This window comes from Chryseobacterium sp. PvR013 (assembly GCF_017833095.1).
Classification (GTDB): domain Bacteria; phylum Bacteroidota; class Bacteroidia; order Flavobacteriales; family Weeksellaceae; genus Chryseobacterium; species Chryseobacterium culicis_A.
In genome coordinates this window covers 4,686,622-4,705,849 of record NZ_JAFIBT010000001.1, presented here as the reverse complement: position 1 = coordinate 4,705,849, position 19,228 = coordinate 4,686,622, and the positions used below count along the sequence as shown (strand labels likewise).

Annotated in this window: 17 protein-coding genes; 9 read left to right on the top strand and 8 right to left on the bottom strand. The window is 36.2% G+C overall.

The annotated features are described in order from the left end of the window. The first annotated feature begins 4 nt into the window (after positions 1–4). Positions 5–952, top strand: a complete 948-nt coding sequence (gene fmt, locus JOE44_RS21400) for a methionyl-tRNA formyltransferase (RefSeq protein WP_209787383.1) — start codon at positions 5–7, stop codon at positions 950–952. Positions 953–1,029: 77 nt separating this feature from the next. Here the strand turns inward: fmt and JOE44_RS21395 are convergent, their stop codons facing one another. From JOE44_RS21395 to JOE44_RS21385, 3 genes are all read right to left on the bottom strand, one after another. After that, positions 1,030–1,611 (bottom strand): Crp/Fnr family transcriptional regulator, encoded by a 582-nt coding sequence (locus JOE44_RS21395; protein ID WP_209787381.1) that lies wholly within the window; start codon positions 1,609–1,611, stop codon positions 1,030–1,032. 100 nt (positions 1,612–1,711) lie between these two features. Beyond that, a complete protein-coding gene (ribB, locus tag JOE44_RS21390) occupies positions 1,712–2,833 on the bottom strand; it encodes a 3,4-dihydroxy-2-butanone-4-phosphate synthase (RefSeq protein ID WP_101239474.1) in 1,122 nt (373 codons plus the stop codon). A gap of 54 nt (positions 2,834–2,887) precedes the next feature. Then, a complete protein-coding gene (locus tag JOE44_RS21385; protein WP_209787379.1) occupies positions 2,888–3,904 on the bottom strand; it encodes an LLM class flavin-dependent oxidoreductase in 1,017 nt (338 codons plus the stop codon). A 236-nt stretch (positions 3,905–4,140) separates the two neighbouring features. Here JOE44_RS21385 and JOE44_RS21380 point away from each other — a divergent pair, with 236 nt between their 5' ends. The 3 genes from JOE44_RS21380 (at position 4,141) to JOE44_RS21370 (ending at position 6,044) form a co-directional block, all read left to right on the top strand. Further along, on the top strand, positions 4,141–4,596 hold the full coding sequence (locus tag JOE44_RS21380) for a hypothetical protein (RefSeq protein WP_209787378.1): 456 nt from the start codon (positions 4,141–4,143) through the stop codon (positions 4,594–4,596). Then, the gene (locus JOE44_RS21375; protein WP_209787376.1) at positions 4,597–5,034 is read left to right on the top strand and encodes a hypothetical protein; all 438 of its coding nucleotides are present in this window, start codon (positions 4,597–4,599) and stop codon (positions 5,032–5,034) included. A gap of 161 nt (positions 5,035–5,195) precedes the next feature. Further along, positions 5,196–6,044, top strand: coding sequence for a M12 family metallopeptidase (locus JOE44_RS21370; protein ID WP_209787374.1), 849 nt, complete (start codon positions 5,196–5,198; stop codon positions 6,042–6,044). 40 nt (positions 6,045–6,084) lie between these two features. Here JOE44_RS21370 and JOE44_RS21365 read toward each other — a convergent pair whose 3' ends face one another. Beyond that, entirely contained in the window at positions 6,085–8,211 is a 2,127-nt protein-coding gene (locus JOE44_RS21365; RefSeq protein WP_209787372.1) for a helix-turn-helix domain-containing protein, read from the bottom strand. 82 nt (positions 8,212–8,293) lie between these two features. Between JOE44_RS21365 and JOE44_RS21360 the strand changes: the two genes are divergently transcribed. After that, complete coding sequence (locus JOE44_RS21360) at positions 8,294–8,746, top strand: hypothetical protein (RefSeq protein ID WP_209787371.1); 453 nt, start codon at positions 8,294–8,296, stop codon at positions 8,744–8,746. A 174-nt stretch (positions 8,747–8,920) separates the two neighbouring features. Here JOE44_RS21360 and JOE44_RS21355 read toward each other — a convergent pair whose 3' ends face one another. Continuing rightward, positions 8,921–9,457 (bottom strand): gamma carbonic anhydrase family protein, encoded by a 537-nt coding sequence (locus tag JOE44_RS21355; protein WP_209787369.1) that lies wholly within the window; start codon positions 9,455–9,457, stop codon positions 8,921–8,923. A gap of 163 nt (positions 9,458–9,620) precedes the next feature. Between JOE44_RS21355 and JOE44_RS21350 the strand changes: the two genes are divergently transcribed. From JOE44_RS21350 to hemH, 3 genes are read left to right on the top strand one after another with little or no spacing between them, the layout of a single operon-like run. Next, on the top strand, positions 9,621–10,499 hold the full coding sequence (locus JOE44_RS21350; protein WP_105681409.1) for a NifU family protein: 879 nt from the start codon (positions 9,621–9,623) through the stop codon (positions 10,497–10,499). 10 nt (positions 10,500–10,509) lie between these two features. Continuing rightward, entirely contained in the window at positions 10,510–11,037 is a 528-nt protein-coding gene (locus JOE44_RS21345) for an NAD(P)H-dependent oxidoreductase (RefSeq protein WP_209787367.1), read from the top strand. A 15-nt stretch (positions 11,038–11,052) separates the two neighbouring features. After that, positions 11,053–12,081 carry a ferrochelatase gene (hemH, locus tag JOE44_RS21340; RefSeq protein ID WP_209787366.1) on the top strand — a complete coding sequence of 343 codons (1,029 nt, stop codon included), beginning with the start codon at positions 11,053–11,055 and terminating at the stop codon, positions 12,079–12,081. A 79-nt stretch (positions 12,082–12,160) separates the two neighbouring features. On the opposite strand, the gene JOE44_RS21335 is transcribed toward hemH, so the two are convergent. Continuing rightward, positions 12,161–14,113 carry a M4 family metallopeptidase gene (locus JOE44_RS21335; protein WP_209787364.1) on the bottom strand — a complete coding sequence of 651 codons (1,953 nt, stop codon included), beginning with the start codon at positions 14,111–14,113 and terminating at the stop codon, positions 12,161–12,163. 370 nt (positions 14,114–14,483) lie between these two features. Continuing rightward, complete coding sequence (locus tag JOE44_RS21330; protein WP_209787362.1) at positions 14,484–15,704, bottom strand: DUF5103 domain-containing protein; 1,221 nt, start codon at positions 15,702–15,704, stop codon at positions 14,484–14,486. A 70-nt stretch (positions 15,705–15,774) separates the two neighbouring features. On the opposite strand from JOE44_RS21330, the gene JOE44_RS21325 reads away from it, so the two are divergent. After that, positions 15,775–16,413 (top strand): MBL fold metallo-hydrolase, encoded by a 639-nt coding sequence (locus JOE44_RS21325; RefSeq protein WP_209787360.1) that lies wholly within the window; start codon positions 15,775–15,777, stop codon positions 16,411–16,413. A gap of 362 nt (positions 16,414–16,775) precedes the next feature. Here the strand turns inward: JOE44_RS21325 and JOE44_RS21320 are convergent, their stop codons facing one another. Further along, on the bottom strand, positions 16,776–19,217 hold the full coding sequence (locus JOE44_RS21320; protein ID WP_209787358.1) for a TonB-dependent receptor: 2,442 nt from the start codon (positions 19,215–19,217) through the stop codon (positions 16,776–16,778). Between the last annotated feature and the right edge of the window lie 11 nt (positions 19,218–19,228).

Here is a 19,228-nt window from a genome sequence, read left to right as displayed (position 1 = left end):
CATTATGAAATCATTGAAAGTCGTTTTTTTAGGGACTCCTGAGTTTGCAAAAACTTCTTTGGAGGCAATCCATCAATCTCACCATCAGGTGGTAGGTGTAGTCACAGTAGCTGATAAAGCAAGTGGACGTGGACAAAAAATTCACCAATCACCGGTAAAAATCTATGCAGAAGAAAATAATATTCCTGTTTTCCAGCCGGAAAAGTTAAGAAATCCGGAATTTTTAGAAGAACTTAGAAAACTGGATGCCGATGTTTTTGTAGTTGTTGCTTTCAGAATGATGCCTAAAGTACTTTTTGAAATGCCTAAAATGGGGACATTCAATCTTCATGCTTCACTACTTCCGGATTACAGAGGTGCTGCCCCTATCAATTATGCCGTTATCAACGGAGAAGAAAAATCCGGAGCTACGACTTTCTTTATCAATGAAAAAATTGACGAAGGTAATATTCTGCTTCAGCAGGAAATGGAAATTTTGCCTGATGAAAATGCAGGAAGCCTTCACGACAGACTGATGGAGATGGGCGCAGGACTTGTTGTAAAAACGCTGGATGCCCTTGCTGAAAATACGATTGAAGAAAAACCTCAGCCTCAGGTGGAACATCCTAAAAATGCTTATAAAATTTTCAAGGAAGATACCCGAATCAATTGGGTACAGCCCTCAAAAACTGTTCATCAGTTTATTCTGGGAATGTCACCTTATCCTGCAGCTTTCACCACGTTGAAGATTGAAAACGAAGAAAAAGGATTAAAAATATTCGGAGGAAAGTTTGAACTTTCTGATCACGGAAAATCAGCAGGAACTCTTGATATTTCAAAAAATGAATTTAAAATCTATACCCAGGACGGAATCTACTATCCTCTGGAACTTCAACTGGAAGGTAAAAAAAGAATGATGGTTAAAGATTTTCTGAACGGTTTCCGAAATTTTGATGGAATCACATTAATCTAAAGATTTATATCTTATCAAATATAAAGTCCCAAAAGTTTGTCTGTAGATACTTTTGGGACTTTTTCGATTTTTAACCATCAGCTTTTACTGACAATTTTCTTGCGTATTCTGCTTATAAACTCAGGAGTTACTCCCAGATAAGCTGCAATCTGAATATTGGTAAGACGATGCGCTGTTTTCGGGTAATCCCTTAAAAATTCTACGTACCTTTCCTCTGAAGGCTTGCTTAGATTATCGATAATTCTTCGTTGCAATGCTATAATTGACTGCTGAAATTTAAGCCTCATCAATCTTTCAATTTCCGGCATTTCAGCATACAGTTTTTCTTTATCTTTTTTCGGAATAAGAAGAATCTCACTATCCTCGAGTGCCTGAATATTAAGTTTTGAGGGAATGCGGTTGATAAAACTGTCAATATCAGAAACCCACCAGTTTTCAATTCCAAAATATAATATCTGTTCGGCAGCATTGTGATGGGTATGAAAAACTTTAAAGCATCCACTCAGTATAAATCCTTCAAATTCGCAGATCTCCCCTTCTTTTAAAAGGAATTCTTTCTTCTTTATTTTCCGAAGGTTAAAAGCACTGCAGTATTTTTCCAGCTTTTCGTCTGAGATATCAATATATTCCCGGATATGTTTTTTTAATGGCTCAGTCATCGTTTAAAAATAAAAAAAGGTTTAGAAAAATCCTAAACCTTGTATGTTGTATGGTAAACAGTCATATATTGTGAAAAAATCACAATTGACTATTCATTTATTAGAGTTGTACCATCTCAGTAACCTCTACATCATATCCTCCAACCTGAGGTTTGATATTAGGGTTTTGTGTGATTACTTTGAACTTATTGATTCCTAAATTCTTCAAGATCTGCGTTCCAATTCCATAATCTCTGTAATTGTACGCTAATGTAGGATGCTGCTCCTGACCATCCTGATAGTTTAAGAACTGCTGAAGTTTTCTCAATGTATTTTCGGAATTAGAAACGTTATTGATGAAAATAATTGCTCCTTTTCCAGCTTCATTTACCATATTGGTTACTTTTTCCAATAATGGTTTTTCACCGTTATTTAATCTTGTCAATACATCAAAATAAGAATCTGAAGACTGTACTCTTACCAACACAGGCTCATCTACAGTCCAGGCTCCTTTTGTCAGTGCAAAGTGGATCTGATCATTAGAAGTTTCTCTGAAGGCATAAAAATCAAACTCACCGTAATGTGTTTTTACTTTTTTCTCTTCAAGTCTTTCTACAAGATTTCCTTTTTTAAGCTGATAATGGATCAGATCTTCAATAGAAACGATCTTCATATCGTGTTTTTGAGCAAAAGCATGAAGTTCAGGCAAACGAGACATCGTACCATCTTCGTTCATGATCTCACAGATCACTCCTCCTTCTTTTAAACCTGCTAAATGAGTAAGGTCAATAGCTGCTTCAGTATGTCCGGCTCTTTTCAATACTCCTCCTTTTCTTGCACGAAGCGGGAAAATGTGACCAGGTCTCATAAAATCTGTAGGTTTGGATTTTTCATCCATCAGTGCTAAAATAGTCTTTGCTCTGTCTCCTGCAGAAATTCCGGTAGATGTTCCGTTACCCAGAAGGTCAACCGATACGGTGAAAGCAGTTTCTTTAGGATCGCTGCTTCTGCTTACCATCACTTCAAGTCCAAGCTCATCACATCTTTTTTCAGGAAGCGGCATACAGATCAGCCCTCTTCCGTGAAGCGCCATAAAATTGATAATTTCCGGCGTTGTCAGCTCTGCCGCACAAAGAAAATCGCCTTCATTTTCTCTGTCTTCATCATCTACTACTATGATTATTTTACCATTTTTAAGGTCTTCAATAGCCTCTGGAATAGTATTTAATTTAATATCGGACATTTTTACTTTTTATTTGTGCAAAGATACTCATAAAAATAAGCATCTCCCAACTAATTATGAATGGTTTATTACGCTTTGGATAGAGTTCGCTGCCTCTCTGAAAATCTCATAAGATCTCAATCTTTTCTGATGGTCATAGATATGTGAGTTGATCATCATTTCATCCACCTGAAATCTTTCCTGGAAATTTGTAAGCTTTTCCTGAACTTCCGCCTGATCCCCAATAAACGTATATCTCAGCTTTTGTAAAACCATAGATTTTTCCATGGGAGACCAGATCTCATCCATATCATCCACCGGCGGAGCAAAAGGCTTTCTATCATTTCTTACAATATTGATGAATGCCTGGAATAAAGTAGTAGATATTTTATGAGCTTCTTCCGATGTTTCTGCTGCCACCCCGTTTACACAGGCAATGATATAAGGCTTGTCCAAATATTTTGACGGCTCAAAATGCTCTCTGTATATTTTAAAAGCCATTTCCATCTGCTCCGGAGCAAAATGCCCTGCAAATGCATAAGGCAGCCCAAGTTCTGCGGCCAGCCATGCACTATCTGTACTTGATCCCAGAATATAAATCGGAATATCAAGTCCTTCTCCGGGAATAGCCCGCACCATGGCCTCTGAATTTTCTTTTGAAAAATATCGTTGTAATTCGAGGATTTGTCTTGGAAATTGTTCATTGATGAGAGCTGGATTTCTTCCTAAAGCCTGAGCTGTTAATCCATCAGTTCCCGGAGCTCTTCCTACTCCCAGATCAATTCTTCCCGGGAAAAGAGATTCCAGGGTTCCGAACTGTTCCGCAATGATCAGGGAGCTATGGTTGGGAAGCATAATTCCTCCCGAACCTACTCTGATTTTTTTCGTTCCATTGGCGATAAAACCAATCAAAACAGAAGTGGCTGAGCTGGCAATACTTTCCATATTGTGATGTTCTGCCAGCCAGAATCTTTTATAATCTAAATTTTCAGCGTGATTGGCTAATGATAAGCTGTCCTGAAAGGTATCGTGAATGCTTTTACCTTGCTTTACAGGGGCAAGATCTAAAACAGAAATTTCAAAATTTTTCATATTGAGATGTTAATTTTTTCAAAGTTGATCCTGAATCTCCTTTGTCAATTTCATAATTCTAAAGTGGTTTTTAAAAACCAAACAAATTTAAAACATAAAAACTGCATTAGTTACTTTTTGTAATTAATAAAAACAATGGCTCAGTTCAGGGAAAAACTATTGGAATAAAATTTTTGTTTATATGATTTTACTTATAAGGTTTTGGTAACTTGCAACATTATTTAATAACTAATAACATGAAGACAAAAATAATGTATATCGAAAACAAATCCTTCGGACATAGCGGGCCGGCATGGATTGGTTTTGTGGAATTTTCAAAGTCCGGACAAACTATTTACTGCAACGGGAAGGCTTTGAAAAAACTGAAAAGACCGGAATATATTGCCAACTATTTTGATATAGAAACCGGAGAAGAATACTGGGTATCCGGTATTAAGAAAAACGGACAGGACAGGCATTGGTGTGGAGGCGGAAAAATTATGCTTGCTAAAAACTCTATGGATGAATATCTGAAATTGGTAGATTTCAATAGCATAGACAAAAATCACTTTGAGATCGTTGAATTCTCCCAAACAGATAAAAGCAGATTTAACGAATTAGAAAATACCGAAACTGAATTCAGAGATAGCAGTTTTCATGCTACTTTTTATGATAACAACCGAAGAAAATTAATCTTAGACACTAAAATTTAAATGAAAAATATTTATTTACTGCTTTTATCATTCTTTTTAATAAGCTGCTCTTTCAATCAATTTTATAAAGACAGAGAATCAGACAAAACAGATGGTGAAAAAATTCCCATAAAATTTTATTGGGAACTTCGTTATGGAAAAAATCCGGATGATATTTATAAGTTATTTGGTGAGAAGTTTTTTGAAGTGACCGATAAAGAAAAACTTGTAAAACTTATGAATACAGTCAATGCGATTGGCCCTGTTGAAGAATACAATCTTGCCAAATGGGAAACAATGGTTGTGAAGGGAAACAACGCACGAAGTCAATACTTCTTCATGTATAATGTAAAAAGAGGAACTAAGAAAACAGAAGAATCTTTTACTTTAGAAAAGAATAAAGAAGGAGACATAAAAATCGTTGGTTACAGAGTTAATCAAGATATGCTAAACGAATAAAAATAAAGGGTTTTGAACATTTTCAGGACCCTTTTTTATTTTACAGGGTTTTAAGTGATTTTTAAAACAAATAATACGAATAAGTATATTTTAACAAAAATAATTCAACAAAAAGAGAGATATTCATTATATTCGTATACCAAATTTTTAAAAACTTTAATATGAACAAAAAAACAAACAGCCTGTTTTATAAGCAGATGCTGACGGGAAAAACTGTGTTTATGAGTTTTCTTATTGCAGCTACATTTTCCTCTTGCAGCAAAAATAATGAGGAAATTACCACCGAAGCCCAAACCAATGCCTTGAGCACAGACAATGTAAAAAAAGGAAAATTTGGAGGTCAGGACATTACCTATGAAAGAAAAAACGGAATGAATTTTTTCCAGGGAGATATTGTTCTTACCGACAAACAATTGTCAGAAGGCAGCGAACTCAATAAAGGCGGCGCCAGTTATTCCAGATGGCCCAATGGTAAAATTTATTATACCATTGCCAGCAATATGGGTTCAATCAACGTTAATAAAATCAATTCCGCAATCAGTGAGTATAATAATAAAACCAATACTCAATGGATCTACCGAAGCAATCAGTCTAACTATGTTGAATTTATTTTTGGGAGTTCATCCGGATCAGATGGCTGGGCTCATATCGGATATCGGGGCGGAAAACAAACGGTTTCTTTGGATCAGTATATTTCTGTAGGATCCGTAATTCATGAAATGGGCCACACGGTAGGTCTTTATCACGAACATACCCGCAAAGACAGAGATCAATATGTAAAAATCCTTTGGAACAATATTCAAAATGGGCAGGCTTTTAATTTTAATATCTATAATTCCGGGACAGACATAGGACCTTTCAATATTAATTCAGTGATGATGTATTGGCCAACATCCTATTCTAAAAACGGACTGCCAACAATTATAAGAGCAGACAATTCAAATTTCACTTATAACAGAACAGGTTTTACAACCGGGGATATCAATACCATCAATGCGATGTATCCTTAATTTTAAAGAATTTTTGTGACCATCAAAAAGGGAAGAATTCTTATGAATTCTTCCCTTTCTTATAATTATAATGATTAATCAAAATCCTGATTTCATTGAATTCAAAGTGGTTGGGCAATGCATTCTTCCACTCAGTCAATGTTTCGTGTGGGTTTTTGTAAAACTCCTCTTCAAACGCTTTGATTTTATCTGAAGTAATGACTCTTGCAATATCCAGCAATCCCTGTTCTGCAAATTTGGCAAGATGGCCAATGACCGTTTCTTTTACCAAACCTCTTTCGAGGGCTATTTCCCCAATGGTTTTTCCCTGTTCAAACAACTGAAAAGTTAAAACCTGAGACGGAACTTTAGCTATTTTCAGATTGATTTCCTTATCATTTTTTTCATCTAAAAGTTTCGTTTCAAGAAGGTAAATATCTCTTAAACTGTTCAGGTATTCTTCAATATCCTCCAGCCAGCTTTTAAATTCTTCGTTATATTGTTTTAAACCTTTCGCTCCTTTTATTTCAGCATAGAATTCCTTCAAAGGATCGAAAATTTTATTCCTGGTTTCTGTAAAAAAGAAATTAACCGCTCCTTTTGACTTGCTTTCAATTTCGGACCAATCTTCTTTTTGTTCAATAAAATTATTGACCTTCTGAAAAATGATACGTTCCAGCTTTTCAAATATTTTCCCAAGATTTACCGCTTCATGTTTCAATTGCAGATAAAGCTGCTTGGTCTTTACATGATCGATATTTTTGGTCACCATCGAAAGGTTGTTCCATTCTTCTACCTCTTTTAAAAACCAAGTACAATCTAATGTACGAAGTACTTTTCTGATGCTGTAATCATATTTTTCCTGGTTCAGGATGGCTTCAACATGGTCGTTGGCAATAGTATCTGTATGGAAATGTAAAATTCGGTTATCCTTGAAAATAACTTCAGGGGTAATTTTTGATTTTAACACAATTCCTTCCAATGTTCTGCAACGGGATAAAGCCACATACACCTGACCGGCTGTAAAACTTTTTCCGGCATCAATAATCACTTTATCAAACGTTAATCCCTGACTTTTATGGATGGTTACCGCCCATGCTAATTTGATAGGAAACTGCTCGAAACTTCCTAAAACTTCTTCCTGGATATTTTTATCCGTATCAAGGAAATATTTTTTCTGTTCCCAGGTTTCTCTTTTTACAACAATTTCGTTTTCGCTTTCGTCCAGTACAACACGGATTTCATTTTCATCTAATCCGATAACCTCGCCCAGTTTTCCGTTAAAATATTTCTTCTCACCGGAAATGTCATTTCGGATAAACATGATCTGGGCTCCGATTTTCAGTTCTAAAAACTGTTCGTTCGGAAACTGATTTTCTTTAAAATCACCTACCAATTTCGCTTCATACACCTGAGGATCAACTTTAATTTCTGTCAGTTTTTCCTGGTTGATTTCATCTGCCATTTTGTTGTGAGAACACAAATAAACGTAAGACTCTTTCCCCATATCAAAATCAGGATCATACCTTTCATTGAGATGATTAAAATCTATATTATCTACATCTCCATCACGGATCGCATTCAGAATTTCCAGAAACTCTTCGTCAGATTGTCTGTATACTTTTGTCAGCTCAATGGTAACAATGGGAATTTCTTTAATGGCATGGCTGTCAAAAAAGAAAGGTGAATTGTAATACATTTTCAAAATGTGCTCATCCCTCACTACCGGAGGAAGCTGAAACAAATCCCCGATAAAAAGCATCTGTACCCCTCCAAATCTTTGATTATTCCTTCTGATGAATCTCAAAGAAAAATCCATCATATCCAGAACATCTGCCCTCAACATTGAAACCTCATCAATAATAATGATTTCTACTTCTCTCAGAAGCTTCAGTTTATCTTTACGATATTTGAAATGGGGCATCAGGTCAGCAATATTATTGGCCAAACTGGTATCTATCCTTTCTGTGGTGGGAAGAAAGGTTCTTAGCGGCAGTCCAAACATAGAATGGATGGTTACTCCACCCGCATTGATTGCAGCAATTCCCGTAGGAGCTACTACAATGTGCTTTTTCTTTGTACGCCTTACAAAATCATTAAGAAATGTCGTTTTTCCTGTTCCGGCTTTCCCGGTTAAAAAAACGCTTCTGTTTGTATATTCTATTAAGTCAAAAAAATGATTGTTCATCGTTGTCAAAAATACGGAAATGAATTTGAATTTCTTACCTTGGCATAAGTTTTGAAAATTTATAAAAAGAAAAAAGTTTATTGTGAAAAAATTATTCTTTCATATCCCGGCAATAGTATTATGTACTACAATAACTCTGGTTTCATGTAATACATCAAAGAATGCCAATACCAATCTTCCTATTGATATCGCAGACAGACCTGCTGACGAAGAAAGTCAGAAATATGAACAGGCACAACTCGACCGATTAAAAGCCTCCATCGAATCTGAAGTATCAGGAGAAAAATGTACGGATGCCAATGAATGGACATTTGCTCCCATGGGATCGAAATCCTGTGGCGGGCCTCAGCAATACATTGCCTATCCTAAAAAAATAGAAGAAACTTTCTTACCAAGAGTGAATGAGTATACGGATAAAGTGAAAGCTTTTAATGAAAAGTATAATATTATGTCTGACTGTATGATGATCACGCCTCCTACATCTCTCAAATGTATCAATGGCAAGATAAGACTGATCACACCAGACAATAACTAACAATAAAGCAAAGGTTCTATATCAAATCGAAAAAGCTCTGTCCAAAAACAGAGCTTTTATATTTATTTTAAATAGATCAATGGTGAATTTTGCTTCGCAAGTGAATAGTGAATTTTTAACACCAAAAAAATTGACAAGCGCAGCGAATTGACTATTCACTATTCACCTGACAGCTTAAAATTGATGGTCTTTCACATTTTCCTTATACCACGATGAGTATTTCACATAGTTATCTGCAATTCTGTTCACTTCTCCTTCCAGTAGCTGAGCATTAATATCTTTGATTTTTTTTGCAGGAACTCCACCCCAAACTTCTCCGGATTTTATGTGAGTTCCCTGAGTTACTACAGAACCCGCTCCTACAATGGAATTCTCTTCTACAAGACAATCATCCATCACAATCGCTCCCATTCCGATCAGTACATTATCTTTAATGGTACATCCATGAACAATCGCGTTATGCCCGATAGAAACATTGTTCCCGATATTCAAAGGAAATTTCTGATAGGTACAGTGCAGCATTGCATTATCCTGAACATTCACCTTATCTCCCATTTTGATATAGTTAACATCTCCTCTGATCACTGCATTATACCAAACACTGCAATCTCTTCCCATCTCAACATCGCCAATAATGGTAGCTGTTTCTGCTAAAAAAGTATTCTCTCCAATCTGTGGTGCTTTTCCTAAAAGTTCTTTTATAAGTGCCATAATATTAATTTGAAAATTTGAAAATGAGCCAATTTGAGAATGTATGATGTGTTATCTTTTCTTGTATCTAAGTTCTAAATTACAGCGATAGCAAAAATCTAACTCTCAATTTTCAGCTTCTAACTTCTAATGCGTATTTTTGTATCTCAAATTTAACGAAAAAATGCGTACCGTACTTATAGAACCAACTGAAAACCCAAAAGTGATGAAATTTGTAGCAGATTACAATCTCATTCCAGGGTCTTTAGAACTGGATAGAAATTCAGATATTTCAGAAATTCCTTTAGCACAGGAACTTTTCAATTATCCTTTTGTGGAAAGAGTTTTCATTACGGCTAATTTTGTAGCTGTAGCAAAACAGGATACCATAGAATGGGAACATGTAGCTGAAAGTCTGAAAAATGTGATTGAGGATGAATTATTGGCAAACCCAAGAATTTATCTTCAGAAGAAAAAAGAAATGTATCAGATTTATGCTGAAATGACTCCGAATCCCAATGTAATGAAGTTTGTGTCAAGCAAGCTGCTGATGGATGGTTTTGTGGAAGTAAAATCGAAAGAAGCTGCTGAAGAAGTTCCTTTGGCGCTGGCTATTTTTAAAGAATTTGATTTTGCAACGGAAGTTTTCATTTCTGACAACTTTGTAGCGGTAACCAGAAATAATTCTGTAGAATGGCATCAGGTAATGATGACTGTTCGTGCGCTTATTGCTGAATATCTTCAAAACGGAGGTGAAATTTCAAAAATAGAACCTCAGAAACATGAAAACCCTGTTGAAAAAATCATCAACAGAGATTATACTGAAGATGAGCAGAAGATTTCTGACATTTTAAATGAATATGTAGCTCCTGCCGTAGAAAATGATGGAGGAAAGATTTCTTTGATGGAATATGATCAGGAAAATAAAACGGCAAAAATGCTTCTGCAGGGTGCATGCTCTGGCTGTCCAAGCTCTACAGCTACTTTGAAAAACGGAATTGAAAATATTTTAAAACAATTCGTTCCTGATTTAGTAGAAAGAGTGGAAGCTGTAAACGGATAAAACAGTGGAAATGCCTCCCGAAAAGAAAATTATCATCATTATAGGAAGTGCTTCTAAAAGTTCCAGCAATCAGAAACTGATGGAACAGGTACTGAAAAAAATGGATCATGCAGATTTCAAGATGTATGATGATCTTTCTGTTCTTCCGCATTTTGATACCGCATTAACCGACGCTCACACTCCGGAAGAAGTTCTGAAAATCAGAGAGGACATTAAAAATTCAGCAGGCGTACTATTTTCTACACCGGAATATATTTTCAGTATTCCCGGAAGATTAAAGAATCTGTTGGAATGGTGTGTTTCCACAACAGTATTTTCTGAAAAACCGGTTGCTGTGATCACCGCTTCTGCCAATGGAGAAAAAGGCCATGAAGAGTTATTATTGATTTTAAAGACCCTCGGAGCGGTAACAGATGATAAACATCAGGCATTAATAAAAGGGATAAAAGGCAAATTTGACAGCAATGGCTTACTGGAAAGTAATACCTTTGCTAAAGTATCAGAATTAGTAACAGATTTTACAACTTCTGTTTCATAATTAAAAATTAGAATATTGAATAAGAAAGGAATTTTACTGGTCAACCTCGGATCACCGAGATCAACTTCTGTAAACGACGTAAAGGAATATCTTGATGAATTTTTGATGGACGAAAAAGTGATTGATTATCGCTGGATCTTCCGTGCCCTTCTTGTACAGGGAATTATTCTGAAAACAAGACCTGCAAAATCTGCTGAAGCTTATAAAACAGTCTGGACGGATAAAGGTTCTCCACTGATTGTTATTACTGAACAGATTCAGAAAAAACTTCAGAAAGTGGTAGATGTTCCGGTGGAAATCGGAATGAGGTATGCAGAACCGAGTATTGAAACCGGTATTCAGAAACTGGTAGATCAGGGAATCACTGAAATCGTTCTTTTTCCTCTCTATCCTCAATATGCGATGAGTACTACGGAAACAGTGATTGAAAAAGCAGAAGAAGTCAGAAAGAAGAAGTTTCCAAAAGTAAAGATCAATTATATTCAACCTTTCTATAACAGGGATATCTACATCAACTGTCTGGCGGAAAGTATTAAAGAAAAACTTCCTGAAAATTTTGATGCCCTGCAGTTTTCGTATCATGGGGTTCCGGAAAGACATATTTATAAAACGGATCCTACCAAAACCTGTAACCTCAACGACTGTTGTTCCAGAGATGATAATCCAAGTCATCAATTCTGCTACCGTCATCAATGTTATAAAACGACACAGCGTGTTATCGAAAAACTGGATTTACCGAAAGAAAAAACAATCGTTTCTTTCCAGTCAAGATTAGGAAAAGACAAATGGATTGAGCCATATACCGACGAAACATTGGAAACCATTGGCAAAAAAGGGATAAAAAACCTGGCTATCGTCTGCCCGGCTTTTGTTTCGGATTGTCTTGAGACCCTGGAAGAAATTTCTGTGGAAGGGAAAGAACAGTTTATGCATGGTGGTGGTGAAAATTTCCACTATATTCCATGTTTGAATGATGAAGACCGTTGGATTGAAGTCGTAAAAATCCTTTGTGAAGAAAAACTGAATGATTTCTATCTGGTATAGTTTACTTTACACTAAATATACAAAAGGCCACAAGAATTAACTTGCGGCCTTTTTGTTGAATATATTAAAAAATTTGGTGCTACTTTTTAATCAGGTTTCCTGCTTTCTCTCCGTTTACCATTACAATATATACTCCCGGAAGAATATTGGAAGGAAGCTGGATATTAAGTCTGTTTACTCCATCGGTAATTTCTACTTTTTCAGAAATTTCTTTCTTACCTGTAAGACTTACCAATTCTACAATTCCTTTTCCTGATTTCCCTTCAAAGTTTATAGTGAATCTGTCAGTTGCAGGATTTGGACTTATAGTATACAGAGCTGTCTCTGCTGCGGCTGCTTTTCCTGCCGGAGAAGTTCCACCTCCTACCCCTACAGCGTTCCAGGCATTTTTAACCTGAGTCACTTCATTGCTGGTTGCTCCGTATAAATCGGTAGCTGCCTGAATAGAATAGGTTCTTGCACTTGCATAAGTAGAAGAAGAAGTCAGATAAGTCGTTAAAGTTCTGTAAGCAATAGCTCCTGCTTTATCCAGTCCGATGGCTGAAACATTATAAGCAAAGCCTTTGTCATTAGTACCGGAACCTCCTGTAACCAGTAGATAATACCAGAAGTTAAGGACTCCTGAGTTGGTATGAACTCCACAATAATCATTAGATTGGCTTGGAGTTACACAACCGGAAGTTGTTGTTGTTTTCCAATACGTTCCCAGATAAGTATCAGGCTGGCTGTATGCGTTAGGATTAGCCATATTTCGGATCACATAATTGAAATCTTCACCCAATGTCCAGCTTGCCTGTGTAGGTCTTGCCCAACGTTCAATGGTATTTCCGAAGATATCTGAGAATCCTTCATTCAATGCTCCGGGTTCTCTCTGATAGACAAGGTTAGCCGTTTTAGAAGTGAGTCCGTGTGTAATTTCGTGACCACAAACATCTATTGCTGTTAAAGGTTTTCCACCGTTTGTTGTAGAGCTTCCATCTCCATAAGTCATTCTGGAACCATCCCAAAATGCATTAAAATAGTTGCTGGAATAATGAACATATGATTTAATAGCGAAATTATTATTATCAATACTCTTACGTCCATATTTTGTATAAAAATAATCTACTGTCATTTCAGCTCCCCAATGGGCATCGGCAGCGTATTGATCTTTATTTGTATTAACATTATTCCAGTTATTGTCTGTATCTGTAAAGTCTACAGCAGAAGCATAGCTGGTTCCTTTTTTAAGGTTATAGGTTTCTACAGCTGTTCCTGCATTTCTTCCTGTTTCTCTTAATCGGTAGCTTCCGTTATAAGAATCTGTAGTGATGCTACGGGTTCCGCTATATCCTGTAACGGCTGTTCCCGGGCTGTTCACTTCATGAATAATGGCATCTACACCTAATACTTTTCCATTTTTAGCATCTACGAAAACATATTGTCTGCTTAATGGTTTTTCAGCATAGATATCAAATTTATAAGCTAGTCTCAGATCATTCAGCTTATCATCATCAGGATCTGAATAATACACTAATTCTCCTTTAGGGGCAAAGCTTGCATTGGGATCACCCGTTTCTTTTTTCAGAAAATCTTCCTCCTCTTTATTTTTCCATTTATAGGAATCTGCTCCCACAAATGACAAAGCACTTTGTAATGCAACATTTTCAGCAAGGCTGGCATTTTTATCAAGTTCTTTCGGAAGTTTAAGAACCCATTTTCCTGACTGTCCTATAATTTTACCATTTTTTGTCTGTACTGCCATCATTCCGTATTCTACAGGAATATCATTAACAGTCTGTTGAAATCTTTGGGTTTCAAAACCTAATGCATCCTTTTCCAAGCCTAGTTTACGAGCTTGTCCCGGAGAAAGTCTCTGAGACGCTTCGTCAAATAAAACAGGGTTCCCCTGATAGGCAGGAGCATTTTTTTCAAATCTCATAAACTCGGCATGTAATCCGCTTTTTCCCGGAATTAGTTTTGATGGTGTGTTTTGCCCAAAAACAAATGAGCAGGCGGCAACACTTGCCACTAAGATAAATTTCGTTTTCATAATAATATTTGGTTGGTTGTGGTGACGAATTTATAAACTTTTCACAATAAAATGATATAAAAAATGAATAAAATTCAATTGATATTATAAATCAATAAATAAAACACAATGATGATTTTAAAACAAAGAAAATTATTTAAAGATAATTTTTCTGTAATACAAACTTTACATTAAAATAATTAATTAAAATCAAAATTTTGTGAATTATTTTTTTTCACTATGTAGTGCATTATAATTAAAAAAAATAACCCTATTCTGAGATTTTAGAGCGCATTTTATTTCAATATGGGCAAAAAAATTAGGACTATCTTAAGAGACAGTCCTAATTTATATGTATATTTTTTATACAAAAATGATATCAAGTCATTGCTTATCGTTTATTGGCAATTGGGGTTCTGAATTCTCCGTACCCCATAAGACCATCATAATTTCTTCCGAACGGTGCATAATAAAGGAATGCCTGATAGAGGTTTTCTGTCTGCCAGAAGTTACCATTTACTTCCCCAAAATTCAGAGAGCCATTTCCTTCTTTTGTTACCAAAACGTAGTTATAAAAACCTTGCTTCAGGAATATTTTGGCTACATATTGTTTCGTGGCAGGATCATATTGCATCTGATTTTCTTTGCCTGGTTTAAAATTATTAAATCCTCCCAGCACATAGATTTCTTTATCCACAGGATCTGAATCCAGGTAGAAATGTACCCATGAATAGTCCGCCTCCCTTTCTGCATCTCTTTCCCGTCCCAGATCATTTCTCCTGTAATACCATGCTCCATTGACATCCGGCTGGTATTGGTAATTCAAAGGAAATGCCCATACCGGATGAAGATAGGTTTGGTTAACATCATCTTTTATTTCAGTGGCACGCACCATATCTGCTGCCATATTCATATTTTTATTATCAAAATAATAAAACTCATTGTCTCCAGGGAACGTAAGATTCGTCTGCTGAAAAAGCACCTGATTTCCTAAAACGCTGCTTGGCTTAAGATTAGAAATCACCATATTCGGGTTGTTATTCTGCATCACATTCATAGTGATTGAATTAACATTGGAAGAAATATCTCCTCCTTTCGGAGAAACATTCACTTCTACCCTTTGATTAATGTTGGGATTTTTTGCATCTGCAAATCTTGAAATATTTAAACCTACAGAGGTTACATCCTCAACCAGATAAAACCTTTTTTTGAAAAGAGGCTGGTCTGCAGAATCTTTATAAACAATCAGCTCATAATTCCCTGAAATCTTCAGCTGGATTTTATCATTCGGAAAAACCAGTTTATAATGAGTGTATGCCTGCAATGTATTGAAAGAATACTGAAACTGATCCAGCAATGCATTCATACTTCCGGTTGCAAATTCTGTAAAAAACAGGTTATCCTCATTCCAGTTTCTGTCATAATGTTTAAAGGTATACCGGTAGATCTGACTGCCATTTGTAAGATCATCAAAGCCCAGAACCAACTGTTCTCCTATCTTAATTACCGGAGTTTCATCATTCGTCTGAGGATTGAACAACTGAACACTTTGGATATTTTGTCCAAAAACCAGTCCGCCCAAAGAAAGTAAGAGTATTCGCAAAGTTTTCATTATGACGAAGATAACGAAAAATAGCCATTTTCTTAATAATATCGTATTTTTGAATAAAAAATATTCAGATATGCTTCAGATTCAAGGTTTCGTATTCAACTTTGCGAGTGAAAATACTTACATCATCTATAACGAAAATAAAAATGCCTGGTTAATTGATCCGGGAAATATGAATGCTCAGGAAACTCAAGCTATTGATCATTTTATTACAGAGAAAGAGCTGAAGATTCAGAAAATCCTTTTGACCCACGCTCATATTGATCATGTATTCGGACTACAGTGGGCTTTTGATAAATTCAATATCCCCGTGAATATGCATCAGGAAGATCAGGAAGTATTGGATATGCTTCAGGCGAGCGGTGTAAGATTCGGAATGCAGATAGATCCGGTAAAAGTAGATGTAGAATATATCAAGGAAGGAGATGAACTGGATTTAGATGGCGAGAAATTTAAAATTTATCATGTCCCAGGACATTCGCCGGGAAGTGTTGTTTACCATAATGAAAATCAGAAATTCATGATTTCAGGAGATGTTCTTTTTGAAGGCAGTATCGGAAGAACAGATTTGTATAAAGGAAATTATGATCAGCTGATTGAGGGAATTAAATCAAAACTATTCATTCTGGATAATGAAACACAGGTTTTCTCAGGACATGGAAATCCTACATCTATTGGATTTGAGAAGCAGTATAATCCATTTTTGAAGTAAGAGAGTTTGAGAGTTTGAGAGTCATATAAACGTCTTAAATCAACCTTAGATCTGACACTTTATATAAAAAATCATGTTCGATAAAATTTAAATATAATGAACAGGACACTCCTCCGGAGCTTTATTTTACGGCAATCTCATTTTTTCTACTAACAGTTAATCCCGATGGGATCAAATCCAGCTTCAATAGGAGTTAACTGTTAATAGGACGTATTTATTTAAAATTAGAGCTCCGGAGGAGCGACCTGTTAATTCATGCTGTAAATATTGATATTTTCAATGTATTTATACTTTTTATCGGACAGTAATAATAAACCGTCAGGACTAAGCCTGACGGTTTTGTTGTTATAAAGAAATAGAGTTTAGAAATCTAAAGTGATGGAAGCTCTGGCAGCTGCTCCCATAATAGGTCTTGCCATGATGATTCCATCTCCATTGGGTGATCCGGCTCTTGGATCTCCTTCTGTAATACCAATCGTATTAAAGATATTGGTACCATCCACTGCAAAACGTATTTTTCCTAACTGATAAGACATTCCTGCTCCAAATTCTGTGAAAGAAGGTAAAGTCTGTACATTCAGCTCATCCTGGAAGCGTTTTCCGTAATAATTCATGCTTACATAAGCTCTCCATGACTTGGTAATGTTCACAGCCGGTGAAATATTAAAATAAAACTTCGGCATTCTTCTCACCACATTTCCTTCCAGAAGACTTCCGGCTTCAAGGTTTTTATATTTTGGACTCTGAACTGTTCCGTTAAAGGTAACTTCCAACATATTATTGAATAAGCGGGCATACCCTTCTACCTCAACTCCATAGTTTTCTGTATTGGCAAAGGTATTTTCAGATTTTCCATCAGAGAAAATATCTGTAAATGAAAGGTTCTTCAAGGTAGAATAGAACGGAATCACGGCAATATCAAAGGTACGCGAGTAGTATTTATATCCTACTTCCAGCTGATTGGTGGTTACAGATTTTAACGGTTTATCAGGAGTCGGGTTGGAGAAATAATTGTAGTACGCTTCCTCATTCGGAGATCTGAAACCATTAGAAAAACGTGCATATACTGCATTCTCTCTGTTGATTTTATAATTCGCTGCTAATGTGAAAGAAACTTTATCTACGTTAAAATTCCAGTAAGTAAATTTATTTCCCAGTACACTCATATTATCATCAGCAGTTGTTGTGTTGAAACCGTGAGTTCCATCTGTTGTTAACCCTGAGTTATTTAAATTGGAAGTTGTTGTATTGGCAAAATTTCCTTTGTAATAATCATGGCTGTAACGAAGGCCTCCGTTCACACTTAAAGCATCGGTAATATTATAATCTAAGTTTACATAAAGGTCATTCAAACTTCCCTGAGTTTGTGTTCTTCTTTGCAGGAATGTCATATCCATCACCCCATTATAGGTTTTAGAATACCCATCATCTGTAGGGCTCATAGAAGGGTTTACCAGATTTAAAAGCTCAGGTCTGTCTGTTGCTGTGGTCAGAATATTGCTCCAGTTCCAATATTGCTGAGATTTCCAGTTGGATTTGTAAAAACCTGCCGTAATATTTCCTTTATCAAATTTATAATTGAACTGTAAATCATTCACAAAGTTATTCATCTGCTTGTCAATCGCCCAGAATCCTAATTTTTGTACGTACTCAGGATTTACAACGGCTCCGTTGCTTACCAGAGAATACTGATAATTGCTCATTCCAAGCCCGCCGTCTTTCACAGCGTCAGTCGCATATTTAGAAGCCACTTTGGGTGGTCCTGCCGGGAAAATCCCCGTATAGTTCATGTTGATATCCGTATATCGGGTTTTGTTTAAAACCGTGAAATTATTTCCAAGATCATATTTAAACTCAGCCCCTAGTACATCTACTTTCGGATGGATTCCGTCTTCAAGATTTCTGTTGAAAAACCCGCCTCCGGCCTGTGGAATATTCAGTTGGCTGATTGCTCTGTAATTATACGTTCCATAATTAGGATCAAACCCCTGGAATCCTTTCAGTTTATTTCCGTTTTGCACCAATGGAATAGGAAGGAAGAATGTATTTCTGTCATCCAGTTTTTTGTAATACACTTTTACATAACCTTTATCAAAGACATATTTAAGATTCATTCTGATTTGTCCGCCGTTATTGGCTTTGAAACCTGTTTTTCTGATTCCGTCATCTGTTCTGTAAAAACCTCCGACATTGAAAAACAATTTATCCTGAACCAATGCTCCACCTACGTTAACATCGGTACGCATTAATCCATAAGTACTTGTTTCCAGTTTTGCTGTACCTCTGAAATCATTGGTTCCTTCTCTGGTAATAAAGTTGATCAGACCACCGGGAGAATTCGTGGCGTAAATAGATCCGGAACCTCCTCTCAGAGCTTCCATACGATTCACGGAGTTATCTACACGGAAAAAGTTATCCGCATTGGCAAACTGAAGCGCACCATCTTCAAAAACGGGAAGACCATCTTCCTGTACCTGTACAAATTCATAGGCTCCTGCAGAAGGAATCCCTCTTGCAAAAAGGTTGTTTCCTACTTCACCTCCTGAAGTTTCCACGGCAAACCCTGGAACTCTCTGTAATAAAGCAGCAGCACTGATTGGATTCTGCTTCTGGATTTCTTTGGAGCTGAATGTAGAAATTGCAGTACTGGATTCTATTTTTTTCTTCGGGTTTGAATTTCCGGTAATAACAATCTGATCTATAGAAGAAACTTTTGCAGAATCCTGCGGAGTTTCCTGAGCATAAGCATTATTAAAATATAACGTAGCTGTAGCGGCAATTAAAAAGATCGATTTTTTTTTCATAGCCATATTTT